General features: G+C 62.6%; 11 protein-coding genes and 1 pseudogene. 3 read left to right on the top strand and 9 right to left on the bottom strand.

Annotated features, from left to right (window positions below; translation table 11 throughout):
- Genes tagH through tssA form a run of 8 tightly spaced genes read right to left on the bottom strand, consistent with a single transcriptional unit; the run spans position 1 to position 8,851 of the window.
- Positions 1–1,473, bottom strand: a complete 1,473-nt coding sequence (tagH, locus tag NKJ90_RS09735) for a type VI secretion system-associated FHA domain protein TagH (RefSeq protein WP_352486003.1) — start codon at positions 1,471–1,473, stop codon at positions 1–3.
- Entirely contained in the window at positions 1,470–2,537 is a 1,068-nt protein-coding gene (tssG, locus tag NKJ90_RS09730) for a type VI secretion system baseplate subunit TssG (protein ID WP_352486002.1), read from the bottom strand. The genes tagH and tssG overlap by 4 nt, the downstream gene beginning before the upstream one ends.
- On the bottom strand, positions 2,501–4,375 hold the full coding sequence (gene tssF, locus NKJ90_RS09725; protein WP_023758849.1) for a type VI secretion system baseplate subunit TssF: 1,875 nt from the start codon (positions 4,373–4,375) through the stop codon (positions 2,501–2,503). Before tssF ends, tssG begins: the two co-directional genes overlap by 37 nt.
- A gap of 1 nt (position 4,376) precedes the next feature.
- A complete protein-coding gene (gene tssE, locus NKJ90_RS09720) occupies positions 4,377–5,132 on the bottom strand; it encodes a type VI secretion system baseplate subunit TssE (RefSeq protein ID WP_352486073.1) in 756 nt (251 codons plus the stop codon).
- A complete protein-coding gene (locus NKJ90_RS09715) occupies positions 5,119–5,580 on the bottom strand; it encodes an Hcp family type VI secretion system effector (protein WP_023758847.1) in 462 nt (153 codons plus the stop codon). The genes tssE and NKJ90_RS09715 overlap by 14 nt, the downstream gene beginning before the upstream one ends.
- 46 nt (positions 5,581–5,626) lie before the next feature.
- The gene (tssC, locus tag NKJ90_RS09710; RefSeq protein ID WP_023758846.1) at positions 5,627–7,132 is read right to left on the bottom strand and encodes a type VI secretion system contractile sheath large subunit; all 1,506 of its coding nucleotides are present in this window, start codon (positions 7,130–7,132) and stop codon (positions 5,627–5,629) included.
- A gap of 3 nt (positions 7,133–7,135) precedes the next feature.
- Positions 7,136–7,675 (bottom strand): type VI secretion system contractile sheath small subunit, encoded by a 540-nt coding sequence (tssB, locus tag NKJ90_RS09705; RefSeq protein WP_023758845.1) that lies wholly within the window; start codon positions 7,673–7,675, stop codon positions 7,136–7,138.
- 6 nt (positions 7,676–7,681) lie between these two features.
- Positions 7,682–8,851, bottom strand: coding sequence for a type VI secretion system protein TssA (gene tssA / locus NKJ90_RS09700; protein ID WP_352486001.1), 1,170 nt, complete (start codon positions 8,849–8,851; stop codon positions 7,682–7,684).
- A 331-nt stretch (positions 8,852–9,182) separates the two neighbouring features.
- Here tssA and tssH point away from each other — a divergent pair, with 331 nt between their 5' ends.
- Together tssH and NKJ90_RS09690 are read left to right on the top strand one after the other, a co-directional pair.
- A complete protein-coding gene (gene tssH / locus NKJ90_RS09695) occupies positions 9,183–11,966 on the top strand; it encodes a type VI secretion system ATPase TssH (RefSeq protein ID WP_352486000.1) in 2,784 nt (927 codons plus the stop codon).
- 533 nt (positions 11,967–12,499) lie between these two features.
- On the top strand, positions 12,500–12,715 hold the full coding sequence (locus NKJ90_RS09690) for a hypothetical protein (protein ID WP_352486072.1): 216 nt from the start codon (positions 12,500–12,502) through the stop codon (positions 12,713–12,715).
- Between the two features lie 25 nt (positions 12,716–12,740).
- Here the strand turns inward: NKJ90_RS09690 and NKJ90_RS09685 are convergent.
- Positions 12,741–13,061, bottom strand: a pseudogene (locus NKJ90_RS09685) (histidine kinase); the annotation flags it as partial.
- 82 nt (positions 13,062–13,143) lie between these two features.
- On the opposite strand from NKJ90_RS09685, the gene NKJ90_RS09680 reads away from it, so the two are divergent.
- Entirely contained in the window at positions 13,144–15,147 is a 2,004-nt protein-coding gene (locus tag NKJ90_RS09680) for an AI-2E family transporter (protein WP_352485999.1), read from the top strand.
- Positions 15,148–15,280: the final 133 nt, after the last annotated feature.

Here is a 15,280-nt window from a genome sequence, read left to right as displayed (position 1 = left end):
TCACTCCTCCTCATATGCATCTCGAAAATCAGCGCCGATTTCACCAAGGAAGCTTTTTTCCGCGCTCTCAGCGATTTCGCGATGGCGTTTCTGGTAAAGCTCCCACAGCTTGGCGCTCCGCCCACCCGAGAGCAGGGTGCCGATCGCGGAATTCGATTTCAGCTCTTCCTCGATCGCTGCCGGGTCAAAACGGTCGATCATCCGCCGCAAGGCGGCCTGTATGCCTCGCCAGGCGCGCACGTGATGTTGCGCAAGATCGCGAACCGCATCGGCGATTGCCGCTTCGCCGGCGAGAAATCCGGGGCTGCGATCAGCGATGAGCGTCACGATGGCGTCATCGACCGTCGGCAGGAACTTGAGCGGATTGACTTCGGAGGGCCCGACCATGGTCTGGGCGACGCGCGCGTTTCCCTTTTCCTCAGCCCGCTTGCGCAGAAGCTGCATCAGGCCTTCCATCATCAGCCGGTATTCGCGACCAAACTTCTCCATTTCCGCGATGCTGTCGCGTCCGGGAAACTCGGCTTCCTCGACACCCATACCGTGCAGGAACGCGGCGCGAAGCGCCATCTCCTCCGGCTGCGCCGCTGCTGGCGGGCGGGCGGCTTTGGGAGCAGCGCCCACACGTGGTGGAGGAGGGGCATCCGCCGGCTGCACCGGCAAATCCCAGGGATTGGCGGATTGGGATGGATTGGCGATGCGCTCGCGCTGTCCGGTCGAACTGGCGCCGTTCGCCGAACTGGGCGCCGCGGCTGGTCCGAAACCAAAATCATCATTGAAATGGGACGGCTTTCCAGGAGTGGCTTCGGCTCCGCGGCTGGGGGACGGCACCGGGTCGAGGCTGAATGGGTCCACCTGGCTCGTCGCGCCGCCCGGTTCGCGATAAGGGGCGGGATTTTTCGACACGGGCGTTGAAACCGGATCGAGGCTGAACGGGTCATCGAAACCGGGCGAGTTGCGCTGGTCGGAGTTGGCACGTTCGAATGCGCCCGGAACCGGCTGCTCGAACGGGTTCGGCAGATCGGCCGGACGTGGCCGTCGCGGCTCTTCCTCGACCTTGGCGGAAAAGAAGTCATCGCGGCCGATGCTCACCGGCGCCCGGGACGCCGGCGGCGCGCGTTCAGGAACCGGCTGGCCGGCTGCGGGTGCTTGAGTGGCTGGCGTTTGCAGGTCGACACAGACGATGTAGTCGCCAAGTCTCAGCCGCATGCCGCTTTGAAGGCGCGTCGACTTACCGGCACCAAGCGGGCTGTCGGAGTCGTTTATGAACAATCCGCTGCTCGACGTGTCGGTGACAAAATATCCATCTCGCCCGCCAGAGATCTTGCAATGCGCTCGCGAAACGAACATGTCGGGATCGTTGATCTGCCAGCCCGCGTCCGCGCTGCGGCCGATCACCAGCTCGCCCTCGTCCAGCCGGGTCTGCCGTACCGCCTGGGTGCGTGGCCCTTGTTCCAGCGTCAGCAGCAGACTCATGCCGCGACCCCCGCCATTTCCGGCCGCCATCCGACGATTGTCCGCAGCCGCATGTCGTCAGCATCGCCCCTTTCAGCGGGTCGCGCAAGCCAGGCGGTCCGCCCGAGCTGAACCGATCCGACACGGGGCGGCGGCACAGCTTCACGCGCAAGCACGATGCGCAGGTCGACGTCGAGCGATTCCCCGACCATGTCGCGAACCGCCTGCTTGAACAGTTTGAGCCGCTGGCCGCCAGGCAGGAACGCCTTGAACTCCTCGTACCCCAACGGGCCGACACGCAGTTCAATCCTGCTTTGGCGGCTGAAAACGCGCGGGCCGATCGTCGCCCCCTTGCCGAGCCCCGCAAAGGCCTTTGCAAGACGGGTCTGGAGGCCGGTTGGTACTGTTACCCAGGCGGCGATGAATTCCTTGATCTGTACCGGCACCTTGAACGCTTCCGCCAGGAACAGCGTCAGCCGTTCCGGGCCGTCGACCTGATTGGCGAGCGAAGCCGCCTGGCGAAGTTTCACCGTATCGAGATCGGGGTCCTGGGTGCCGGGAAGTCCGATCCCGGCCATGGCTTCAAGCATGGCGCGAATGCGTCCGCCGACCGCGCGTTCGACCTGTACGGCTGGATGCGCATCCGCCCACGCCCGATAGTAGAGGGCGATCATACGGTGCTGCAGAATGTTGACGAAGTCCACGAACGTTGTGTCGCTGGTCAGCTGCGCATCGGCGCCGGCGAACCAGCGTTGCGACAGGCGGTCGAGCACCCAGCGCGTCAGATGCAGCGGCATTGGACCCTCGGGTCCCAACAGACCGAGATTTGCCACCGTGACCCGGGCCGGCGCCCTGTCGCTGGCTTCGCGGAACTGAACCAGATCCCGTGCGGAAAAGGCGAGGCGAACATGCTGGCCAAGCCGTGCCGGCTCACGGTCAGGGCGGCCGGAATGGCCGAACAGACTGCTCCGTTGTTCGAGACGGCGCAGCAGTTCGAAAAAGTCGAACGTCTCGGATAAAACTTCGGCCCGGTTCGGGTCGGGCTTGTCTAGATCAGGTAGCGATTGCCGGGCGTCATCGGCCATAGCACATCCTCCTGCTTCTGCAGCAGCCGCGTGCGGGTTCGCACGAAGCCGTTTATCCCGGCGTGACGGGCAAACAGCCGCGCCAGCAAGGCCGAAAGCAGCAAGGTGCTTTGGCCGGCCAGGACCGATTGATCAACATGCAACGTCACTTCGGTACCGCGTCCGAAGCACATCGGCCCATCGATTTGCAGACGTTCGATGACCGGCTGCGAGTCGATACGCACGATCGAATGCACATTGCGGGCAAGGCTCGGATCGCCGCGATCGGCATAGAGGTCGAGCAGCGCATGCAGGGGGTCGATGCCGCGGCCTTCCTTGGCAAGACTGAGAAAGTTGAGCGCGAGCTGCGCCACCAGCCGCCAGGCGAGATCGTCGGCCCGCGATTCACCGTCGGCCCCAGCCGGCAGTGCCGCGGGGATAGCTGGCTGCGGCGGACGCAGCGCGCCAAGAAGCCTTACAGTTTCGACCGGGTCGCCGGCCTCTAGCGTCAAGGTCGGATTGTCATCGAGGATCGGCAGATCACGATTGGTGCAAAGGGCCATGACGTCGAGACGCTTCAGCGGCCGGGTCGTCGGGCTTGCGAGCGGCCGGGATACGGCCAGGAAAACGTCATCCCCGGTGTAGGACGTGCGGGTCAGGCCGTCGCGGCGCTCCTCTTCCGTCGCCCGGCGTGGGCGCCGCTCGATTGAATAGACCCAGCCACTACCGCGGTTCTGACCCAGGCTGAAGAGTTCGGGGATTTCGGCGTCGTTGCCTTCACTGTCGGCGTCCTCGACGCGGATGACCCGATAGATTTCGAAGTCACGCGCCCGCGTCCGGTCCGCATGCAACACCTGCCGCGTCTTGCGCGCATCGACTTCGACGACGTTGCACTCGCGTTCGAACAGATTGATGATCGGCGTGGCGAAAAGTTCGAAGTCCGCCGGCGTCAGATCGGCCAACTCAGGCGCCGCGCGTCTGAACAGGAAGATGATCTCAAGCCCGGCCGCGCATTTGCGCACGATGGGCTGCAGCCCCGAAAGCCGCGCATAGTGAAAGCGTTCGGGCATCATGAAGTATTCGCGCAGCAGGCGGTACCCTTCGAATGTCGGGCGCGTGCGCGGCATCAAGGCTTCGTCGTCGCTGATGCCGACCATTGCGGGTACCGGCAAGGCCGACAACGGGTTGGTCTTGCCTTCGGGTCGTGCGCCGGCAGCCGTGCAGGCGCCGAATATCGCGTCGAACAGCAGCGGCGCCTTGGTGCGCCCGGCAAAATAGAGGTCGAGTCGGTCGAGCGCCAGTTCATCGAGCTTGCCTTTTCCGGTCCGGGCCAGCGTGATGCGGAGCGCCGCCTCGCCGCCGACGCCGCCGATCGGCCCTATGCCGGCCATCGCCATCGCACTGCGATCCTGAAAATAGCTGACCGAAGTAATCCCTATCGGCCAGAGGGTCATTTCTTGCGCGGTAGAGAAAGTGCAGCGTGTCGACAGGCCGGACTGCAGGCTGGAAACCAGCCGCGTGTTGCGCTTGACGACGTGGCCGGCGAGCATGGTCTGGACCTGCTGGCCGGGTTTCAGCACCACCATCGCCGTTGCCGGCGCCGGCGTGACCAGATCCGGATAGAGAACATCGAGCACACTGCGTGAAAATCGCGAGCGCTCGGCGTCGACCTTCAGCCGGGTGCGCGCGGCGAGGAAGGCGACGCCGTCCAGCAGCCGCTCGACATATGGGTCCGGACACGGGACCGTGTCGAGGGAAAGGTTGCGCGCCACTGCTGGATGCATGTCGGCGAATTCCGCTGCGAGGCCACGGATATGGGTCAGTTCCTCCTCGTAATATTCGACGAAGACTCGATCCATCTCAGGCGTCCCTAATTTCGGTCCGCGCCAAGCCGTTATCGAGATTGATCGTGGTGCGCAGGCGCATGCGTTCGGGCGTCGGCGTCATGATCAGCACGGCGTCTATCTCGATCTTCAGGCCAACGGTTTTGTCGCCGAGCGTGACCGTAACCTTTGTTGCGCTTTCCTTCAGGCGAGGCTCGAAGGTGGCGAGCACGGTGCGGATCTCACGCGCCAGCACGTCGCGATCGAAGTCGCGGGACGAGCGGCCCGAGAAGGAAGGCACGCCATAATTGACCACGCTTCGCCGGACCTCCGGAAAATCGGCAAGCGAAGGGGGATTGTCCGAAACCTGTTCATTTTCCAGATCGGAAAGAAGCGGCGTGGCCTCGAAGCGCTCCGTGTTGAAGAGCGCCTCGATGTCACGTCGTACCGCTTCCCTGAGCACTCGGGCCGATACCACCACGCCACGGCTTTCGATCTCGACGCGGTGCTGGGTCTGAAAGGCCAATCGATGCAGACGGCGTTTCTGATCCGGTGTCAGTTCCGTATCGGCGTCGATGGCCCGCGTGCTGCCGGCAACGAGTGTGTCGAGGCGGTCCGCGCCAAGCTCGTCGAGCAGGAAATGGCGCAGCCCTTCTATTTCCGAGGTCAGACCCGGCAGGTCATTGACGAGGCGATCCCAAAGCGATGGCTGGACGGCTTCGCTTTTCGCCCGCAAGCTACCGGTGGTCTGCCGCTTGCCCGCGCCGGGCTGCCGAACCTCACTTGCCGACATAGACATCCATTTCGGCTTCATCGTTGCCGTCATAGACGAACTTGATCTTCTTGTAGGCGAAGCTGACTTCTTCCTGGATCAGGTCTTCCTCATCCTCGGCCTGCGACATGTCGTACTCCATGACGAAGGCGTCATTCAGTGTGATGACCAGATAATCCTTACTTTCGCCATCGATGGTCCGGCGCGCCGAAAACACCACTTCATCAAGGGCCTTGTTGTCGAACAACGCCTTTTTCAGATAGGGCGAGGATTTGTCGTAGTGTTTGGTGAACTTGATCATGCCCATGTTCACGCGGCCACGGCGTGAGATCGAATTCGGATCATAGGGGGCGACCATCTTGTAGTCGACGCCATGAATTTCGATCTCATCTTCGTGCCCGTCGCGGGTGCTGGGGCCTTTGATATCGGGAACCTTCAGAAAGCCATCAATCTTTGTAGTCGTGGGCATTGTGTTTCTCCACCGCGTTCAAAAACCAGGATGTTGTTGCTGCAAATCAAGTCTTAACGGACGGCAGTTCCGACACCAGTCGGAGCGAGGCGTTGATGCCCTCCAACTGGTAATGCGGGCGCAAATAGAAGCGGGCATTGTAGTAGCCCGGCCGCCCCTCCACGCTGTCCACCTGAACCTCGGCGGCGGCAAGCGGGCGCTTGGCGCGCGCCTTGTCGTCGGCAAAGGCCGGGTTGGCCAGCACGTATCGGTTGATCCACTCGGTCAACCAGATCTGCATGTCGGAACGCTCCTTGAACGAGCCGACCTTGTCGCGCGCGATGGCCTTGAGGTAGTGCGCAAAGCGCGAGACCGGGAACAGGTAGGGCAGGTTGGCGCTCAGCCGCTCGTTGGACTGCGCATCGGGATCGACCAGCCGCCCCGCTCGCGTCTCGTCGTCCTGCAGCGAGTGGGCCCCGATGAAGGCCGCGAGATCGGTATTCTTCCGGTGCAGGATGGGCATCAGGCCAAGCTTGGCCAGTTCCGCCTCGCGCCGGTCGTCGATGGCGACTTCCGTCGGACATTTCATCGCGATAGAGCCATCATCGGTCGGGAAGCTGTGTACCGGCAGGTTGAGCACCGTGCCGCCATTCTCGACGCCGCGGATCTGCGTGCCCCAGCCAAACAGCTTGTGGCTGCGGTTGATGTTGACGCCCATCGGGAAGGCGGCGTTCATCCAGACATATTTGTTGTGGTCGCCCTGCACCTCTTCCTCGAAGGTGAAGCCCTTCACCGGAACGGTATCGGTGCCGTAGGGCAGCCGCGCCAGGACGCGGGGCATGGTCAGGCCGATGTAGCGAGCGTCCTCACTCTCGCGCAACGACTGCCACGAGGCATAGGCCGGGTTGGAGACGATCTGCTGCAGATCTTGCGGGTTCGGCAATTCCTGCCAGCTGTCCATGCGGAACAGGCGCGGCGAGGCCGCCGCGATGAACGGCGTGTGCGCCGAAGCGCAGATGCCCGAGATGTTGCGCAGCAGGCCGACGTCGCGCGGGTGGTTGGAAAACTCATAGGCGCCAATCACGCAGCCGATCGGCTCGCCGCCCAGCATCGAATACTCGTCTGTATAGACTTTCTTGAAGATCGGGCTCTGATCCCACATCTGGCCTTCATAGTCTTCAAGCGTATCGGCCAGCTGTTCCTTGGAAATGTTCATCACCCGGATCTTCAGCTTCTGATCCGTCTCGGTGTTGTTGACAAGATACCAGAGGCCACGCCATGTGCCTTCCATTTCACGCACCTCCGGCGCGTGCAGGATCTCGTTGACCTGGGTCGTCAGCATCTTGTCGATGCCGGCGATCAGGGATTTGATCGACTTGATCGCATTGGACGAGATGGTCGTGGTGTCGGAACGGGACTGCGCCGCGAGCGCGAGATTGCGCACGAGTTGCTGCAGCTTCTCGCTGTCGTCCTTCTTGACCTTGAAATCCTTCTCGAGGAGTCCGCTGAATTCTCCAAGGTCTATGGCCTCGGCCTCGGCGGCGACTGCGGCGGTCTTTTGCTGTTCGGCCATGATTTATTCCCCAACCTTGTCGTCATCCGACAGTGCCTGGTTGGCGATCTTGCCAAGCAGCGGTTCGTTGTTCAGAAGCTGCGCGATGCGTTTTTCGGCATCGACGCGGCCGTCCATGAAGCCGAGCAATTCCTCGAGCTGACGACGCATCTTGAGGATCTCGGCCAGTTGCGGAACTTGCTCGGCGATCTTGTCCGGGGCGAAATCACCCATCTTGCTGAAGGTGAGATCGAGCGCCAGTTCTTCGTCGCGCTCCTGGCCTTCGGCCTGTGGCAGGGTATTCTTCACCCGGGCTTTGACGCGGGGCCCGAGCGCCTCCATGAATTTTGGGAAGCGGTTTGCGTCGGTCTCGACAAAGGAGCGGTCCAGCACCGACTTTGACGCTTCCTTGGTTTGCGAAGCACCGGCAAGGTCGGCCATCACGCCCATGACAAACGGCAGTTCGATCGTCGTCGGGCTGCCGTAGGTTTCCACATCGTAGGCGATCTGCACTCGCGGCGCGCGGTTTCGTTCGATGACCTTCGCTTTGCTTTCGGCTGGCATGTGTTGTTACCTTTCATCCTTCTGAGCCGTCTTCTTGGCATCGGGAACGCCGGCAAGCAGCCTGAATTCCTTCAGCCCAGACGGGGCGAGATCTTCCATCAGTTCAACGAAATCCATATGCACCATCCGGCGTACGCGCCGAGCCAGGTGCGGAATCGGGCTCGACGGTTCGGTGCGGTCATAGAAGGCGACGACGAGGTCGAGGCATTTCACCACGTCGTCGCGCGAGGAGATCCGGTCGGGAAGCCCCGTGCTCGGCTCCGCGTAGCTTGCCATACTTGCCATCGCATCGGCTCCATGACCGTTTCGAGCAGGCGTTGCCGGTTCCGCCGGCATCGGCGTGGCCGCGCCATTCGTCACCGCGCCGGCTGCCGAATTCCGTTCGAGTGTCGTCAGCAAACGCTGCAGGAACCGTTTTAAGTCCGGAACGGGAGCGCCGCCGCCGCCGAGACGAGCGTTGAGCGCGGCCTCGACCGCATCGAGTGCCGCGATCGTTGCCCGGGCGTCAGCGATGAGCTGGAGCATCTCCGCATTGGCCTGATCAATCTGGGCCGCACATCCGGCACGCACCCGATTCAGGAGTTGTGCGTGCGCACTGACCAGCGCGGCCTTCTCCGCCGCATTCAACCCCGAGGCGGCCTCCTGGAGCATGACACGGTCGTCGAGCGCACCCTTTTCCAGATCCTTGCCCTGAATCGGGCCGATCGCGCGCGGCGCGAAGAACGTCATTTGCCGCAGGTTCGCCAACAACCCGTCCTGACCATTCTGCAGGTCGAGCAGCGCATTGATACGGCGCAGGGCGGCATCGCGTGGCGAAGCGTTGGGCCGCAGTGCCGGATGCATGGTTTCCCAATGCTGATCGAAAGTCTGCGCAATGAGAGTCAGACCTTGCGCCAGCCCGGCCAGCCCTTCTTCATTGGCCAGCGCGCGCGTGACGATGACGAGCAGGCGCAGGTCCCGACCATGCGCGCGCAACTCCTCCGCCTTTGCGAGCACCGCAGGCCAGTCGACCGGAATGGTGCTTTGCGAGGCGGCCTTGTTGTTGCCGTCGTGGACGACTTTGATCTGGGCTTCCGTCAGGCGCTCCAGCTCATGAAAAGCTGGGTCGTTGCGCAAATCTTCCCCGGACGGATTCTCACCGTCGAACGAAGTAAGCCAGAGTGCGAGATCAATCACACCAACCCCCAGCGAAGGCCCTCAAACCAGATGTGACCCGACGTTATCACACCGCTGCACTTTACCACAATTCAACGACTGCTCAAAAATTAACAGAAGCTAAATGCAACCGCCTCCGAATGCTGACATCCGTAGCATGATTGCCGATCCTGCATGAGAAATGTATCGCGCAAGGGCCCAATTCCGTGATTGTTTGCAGCCGGCGGTGCAGGACGTCCATAAACGCAATAAGCTGGCTGGACCGGTCTTCGAGACCTCGTCCATCACGCACTTTGTCAAGTGGCGGCTTATGTGGCAGGTTATCGGCTGGCAGATTGCAGGAGCACGTTCGATGGAACAGCGCCGGTCGTCGCAGAGCTTCAAGCGTAAGGAACTGGTCGGCAAGCTCAATCCTGTCGGTGTGCGAGCCTTCAAGGCCGCCGCCGACACCGCCAAGCTGCGCGGCAATCCTTACGTCGAACTCGTCCACTTCATCGAGCAACTTGTGCTTTCCGACCGCTCGGATGTGCAGATGATAATCGCCGATGCGGGACTGGATGCGAGCCGGCTCACAGCCGACATGACCCGCGCCGTCGACAAGCTGCCATATGGCGCAACGTCGATCGAGGAATTTTCCGACCATATCTTTCATGCCATCCAGGAAGCCTGGAACCTGGCAACGCTGGAATTCGGCGTCGAGGAAGTCCGTAGCGCACATGTTCTCCTTGCCTGCCTAAAGACGCCGGTGCTGGAAGGCCTGCTGTCGAAGATCAGCGGCGAGTTTGACAAGGTCGACGCCGCCGCGGTCATCCAGCGCTTTGCCGACGTAACTGAAGGGTCGCTCGAAGCCGGGGCTGCGCCGTCCGCTGCCGCCGCCGAGACCCCGCCGAAGCGGGCACTGGGCGGGGATTCGGCGCTGGCGAAATACGCCACCGACCTGACCCAGCGCGCCCGTGACGGCAAGATCGATCCGGTCGTCGGCCGCGATCCGGAGATCAGGCAGATCGTCGATATCCTGATGCGACGCCGGCAAAACAACCCGATCCTGACCGGCGAGGCCGGGGTCGGCAAGACGGCGGTCGTCGAGGGCTTTGCCTTGCGTATCGCTGAGGGCGACGTGCCGCCCACGCTGCGGGATGTCAGCGTGCGCATGCTCGATGTCGGATTGATGCAGGCGGGTGCAAGCGTAAAGGGTGAGTTCGAAAAACGGCTGAAGGCAGTCATCGATGAGGTCCAATCATCCGAAACGCCGGTCATCCTGTTTATCGACGAGGCCCACACGCTGATCGGCGCCGGCGGCGCGGCTGGAACTGGCGACGCGGCCAATCTCCTGAAACCGGCGCTGGCGCGCGGTGAGCTCCGCACAATCGCGGCAACGACCTGGGCCGAATACAAGCAGCACATCGAAAAAGACCCCGCGCTGACCCGCCGTTTCCAGGTAGTAAAGATCGACGAGCCGTCGGAGGCGGTGGCCATTCTCATGTTGCGCGGGGTGGCCGGCGTTCTGGAGCAGCACCACAAGGTGCAGATACTCGACGAGGCGATCGAGGCGGCGGTCGGCCTGTCGCATCGCTACATCCCGGCACGGCAACTGCCGGACAAAGCGGTAAGCCTTCTCGATACCGCTTGCGCGCGTGTCGCCATATCGCAGCACGCCACGCCGGCCGAGGTCGAAGATATCACGCGCCGCCGGCAGGCGCTGGAGGTCGAGCGCGGCATCATCGGTCGCGAGGCCGCGATCGGCATCGAGGTGACTGAGCGGCAGGCACGGGTCGACAACGGGCTTGCCGAAAACGAAGTCAAGCTGGCCGCCGCGCAGCAACGTTGGGATCGCGAAAAAGCACTTGTTGCCGAAATTCTCGAATTGCGCGCCAGGTTGCGCGGCGAAGGCGTACAGCTCGATGCGGTAGAGACACCGCAGACGAATGTCGAAACGGCAGGCGCCAACGCAGTTGAAGCTCAGCTGCCCAAGACCGAAACGCCTGAGACGAAAACAGGCCGGGCTGACGTGGAGACACCGGCGACTGCCGCTGCCCCTTCATCCGATCCGGCCGCCGATCTCGCCCGGTTGCGCGAACTGATGACTGAACTGGCCGAGGCGCAAGGCGAGACCCCGCTGATCCTGCCATCGGTCGACCGCAACGCCGTGGCCGCCGTGGTCCAGGACTGGACGGGCATTCCGACCGGACGGATGCTGTCGAGTCAGACCGAGAAGGCGCTTAAGCTCGCCGCCACTCTGTCCGAGCGCGTGGTCGGGCAGGATCACGCCATGGAGATGATCGCCAAGCGCGTGCAGACCAGCCGCGCCGGGCTCGGCGCGCCGGAAAAGCCAGTCGGCGTGTTCCTGCTTTGCGGCCCCTCGGGTGTAGGCAAGACCGAAACCGCATTGGCGCTGGCCGAAACACTCTATGGTGGAGAGCAGAACCTGATCTCGATCAACATGTCCGAATTCCAGGAAGCGCACACGGTCTCGACGCTCAAAGGCGCGCCGCCCGGCTATGTCGGCTACGGCAAGGGCGGCATCCTGACCGAGGCGGTTCGCCGCAAACCTTATTCGGTGATCCTGCTCGACGAGGTGGAGAAGGCGCATCCCGACGTGCACGAAATCTTCTTCCAGGTTTTCGACAAGGGGATGATGGACGACAGCGAGGGCCGCCGGATCGACTTCAAGAACACGCTGATCCTGCTCACCTCCAATGTCGGCTCGGAGGTCATCATGGACCGCACCAAAAATGGCACGCTGCGGGCCGGGCTCGAAGATCTGGACACCGCGTTGCGCAGCCCGTTGCTGAAGGTCTTCCCGGCGGCCTTCCTCGGCCGGGTGGTGACCATTCCTTATTATCCGCTCTCGGATTCGATGATCGAAGCAATCACCCGTCACCAGTTCGCCAAGATCGCACGCCGGCTGCGGGCAACCAACGATGCGGAATTGGTGATCGGCGACGGTGTCATGGATCTGGTCAAGGCCCGCTGCACCGAGATCGAATCCGGCGGCCGGATGATCGATGCCATCCTCACCAACACGCTCCTGCCGGAACTCAGCCGCGGCGTGCTGAACCGCTCGCTCGAGGGCGAAAAAATGACAAAAGTAACCGTCGGCGCCTCCAAGGAGGGCTTCACGTATTCCTTCGAATAAGAATGTTGATGACGAGTTGCTTCGGCGTCTCTTGCATAGGCAGGCCGAGCCAGCCGGCTCGACCATCTTTGAAGGCATGGGAGACCTGCCTGCCGCTCCATCTCGCGCCAAAGGGCGAGTTTGTGTGGCGATCGAACCGGCATTGCTTCAAGCCTCGCTGGAGCTGGACGAGAGACAATCATGAGAACCACAACCCTGATCCATCGCAACGCACGCCCAGTCCGCCGCGAAGGCGCAACGCATCTCTTCGCCGTCGGACAGGCTGTCCGGCTGAAGAGCGGCATCGGCGCGTAAGGGTTAGGAGCTGGTAGGGGCTTTCGAGCACCGGCCAAGCGGACCAAAAATCCGCTGCCAGAACAAGCCAACAGGCTGGCCGCCCGGACTCAAGGTGCGATCGTGGAAGTATCCCGATGGCAAGGCCGCCGGCGCGACCGCAGGCCAGGTGTTCTTTACACGGCCAGGCGAGCCGGGAACATTATTTCCCGCCAATGCGTTTCAAGATCCTGCAAGGGACGATTTGTTTTGGAGGCTGAATATGCGGCTTCGAATTGGTCGATCTGCTTTACGTGGTCGAGGGTTGCAAGCGCGATCGAGTGGTCGGAAGTTTCGTGTCGATGGCCGAAGGCGTGGAAGAGTTGCGTGTGCTAACCGGCGATTTCGTGTCTCCGGATGATCTGATGGCAAATGCACTCTCAACAGTAGCGCTTGCGCGAGGCTGCTCGGTTTTATTCGATGAACAGGCAGGCTGAAATCGCTCAAGGCCGCCCCTCCGTCAACCCGATGCTCCATCTCACGTAGCAGCACATCCTTTTGCCGCAATAGGTCTTCGGTGCGGCCGAGGAGTTCTTCCTTTTCGCGCTCGATGACACGCCGCGCCGTTATGTCGTTGAAGGCGAGCAGGATGGTGACGGCCGAATTGTGGTCGTAAAGCACCTTTCGCGCGTTGAGCAGCATCGTGCGCTGGCCGATGTTGGGGAAATCATACTCGACCTCGAAGCCGTCCATGGCGGTCTTCTCAGGGATGATAGTCTCCAGGAGCAGGCGCAGTGCCGGAATATCCCACTGGCCGTCGGCTAACGCATAAAGCAGGGCGCCGTGTTGCAAGCGCGTAAAGCTGCTACGTTGCGCGCCAGCTAAATATGCCCGATCATGGCGCGCGGGCGAGGCTAGGTATTCAATGGCGGCAAATCGTCGAAACGGCATTTACCCATCAGAGCTCGGCTTGGCGGGCATTCTTTCCGCAGCCAACGCCCGTCCGCGCACCTCATTGCCCACCGTCGCCACGATCGTGACAGCGGTTGCGGCGCTGTATTTCGGGCGCGAAGTGTTCCTGCCGATCGCCATTGCGCTGCTTTTGACCTTCGCGCTTGCGCCCGTGGTGTCGGCTCTGAAGCGCGTCGGCATTCCCCGCCTTCCCGCTGTCATCGCCAGTGTGTTCGGTGCCTTCGCGGCACTCGCTCTGTTCTCTTTCATTGCCGCATCGCAGGTTAGCGAACTGGCGCAGAACATCCCGGTCTACCAGACAAACATCCTGACCAAGATCCGGTCGCTCAAGGAAACCGGGGCAGCAGGAGGGATCATTGCCAGATTGAGCCAGGTGATCGAGCGCGTCGGGCAGGAGATCGACCTGCAGGATTCGTCGCCGCCCGCCGCCGACACGCCCAGGCGAGAGCCCGTGCCGGTCGAGATCATCGCGCGAGAACGGCCGCTCGAGTTCCTGCAGAACCTCATCGGCCCGTTGATCAGCCCGCTGGCCTCGGCGGGTCTGATCATCGTTGTCGTCATCTTCATGCTGCTGGAGCGGGAGGATTTGCGCGATCGTTTCATCCGCCTTGTCGGTTATGGCGATCTGCACCGCACCACCCAGGCGCTGCAGGATGCCGGCAAACGCGTCGGCCAGTATCTGCTGATGCAGCTGGTCGTCAACATCGTCTATGCCATACCGATCACCATCGGGCTCTGGATTGTGGGCATCCCCAATGCGTTGCTGTGGGGCCTACTAGCGCTGGCGCTGCGCTTCGTCCCCTATATCGGGCCGGTCATCGGCGCGCTCCTGCCACTGTTGCTGGCGCTGGCGGTAGCGCCCGGCTGGTCGCTGGTGCTGTGGACCGCCGGCCTGTTCGTGGTGATGGAGTTGCTCACCGGCAATGTCGTCGAACCCTGGCTCTATGGCTCGCGCACCGGGCTCTCGCCATTGGCCATCATTGTCGCGGCGATCTTCTGGACCTGGCTGTGGGGGCCGCTCGGCCTGATCTTGTCGACGCCGCTCACCGTCTGTCTGGTCGTGCTGGGCAGGCACGTGCCGCAGTTCGAATTCCTCGACGTACTGTTCGGCAACGAGCCGGTGCTCGAACCGCATGCCCGACTTTACCAGCGACTGCTGGCCGGCGACCCGGAAGAGGCCACCGACCACGCCGAGGAGTTGCTGGAGGAGAAATATCTGGTCGAGTTCTATGACCAGGTCGCCATTCCCGCTTTGTTGCTCGGCGAGCAGGATCGTGTCCGCGGCGTGATGGACGACCAGCAGAGACGGCAGGTGGCGGCCAGTGCGCTGACGCTGGTGGCAAACCTCGACGACAGCGCACACGAAGAAGCGGCCGAAGAGGATGAACCGGCCTCCGCCGGGGACGGCAAGACGGCTGCGGGAGAAGAAACAGCCGGGGAGGGCAAGGAAGCCGAGGACGACATCGGACTTCCTGATGGCGTCGGCATATCAGTGCTATGTGGCGGCGGGCGCGGCGAACTCGATGATGCCGCCGCTGCCATGCTGGCGCAGGTGCTCGAAGTCAACGGTGCGACGGTGTCGAAGGCGGGATTCGCCGACATGGAACCGGCGAGCATTCGCCGGCTCGATCTTGCCGCTGTCGATACCGTCGTTGTCGGCTTCCTCAATCGCGATTCCGTCAAGCACGCCCGCTTCCTGGTGCGCCGGCTGAAGCGCGCCAGGCCGGCGCTCAGGGTTGGCATCGCGTTCTGGTCGGAGGCCGGCAACGACGATAGCCAAGCGGCGGCGGCACTGGCCGGCGACATCAATGCCGATTTCGTTGCTCATAGCATCGCCGATGCAGTGCGTGGCGCTCTGTCCAGCGCGCCGCCGGTCGCGCTCAAGCTTACAGCCAAGCGTCGCTTGCGCCGGCAGCCGTCGTTGGCGAAGAAGGCGCCGCTGGCGGTTGCAAGCTGAGGCCGCGGTGACGGCGACGGCAGGGCACGTATCGTGGCGCAGGTCACCGATCCCGGCGAGGGCCAGCGGTCTCGCAAACAGCTGCCCGGCATCAGAACGTCGAACGAAGAACCGACCTCACAGCCAATGGCCC

Origin of the sequence: Mesorhizobium sp. M0051, from assembly GCF_040323235.1 — a bacterium.
Classification (GTDB): domain Bacteria; phylum Pseudomonadota; class Alphaproteobacteria; order Rhizobiales; family Rhizobiaceae; genus Mesorhizobium.
This window is presented reverse-complemented; position numbering and strand designations above follow the sequence as displayed.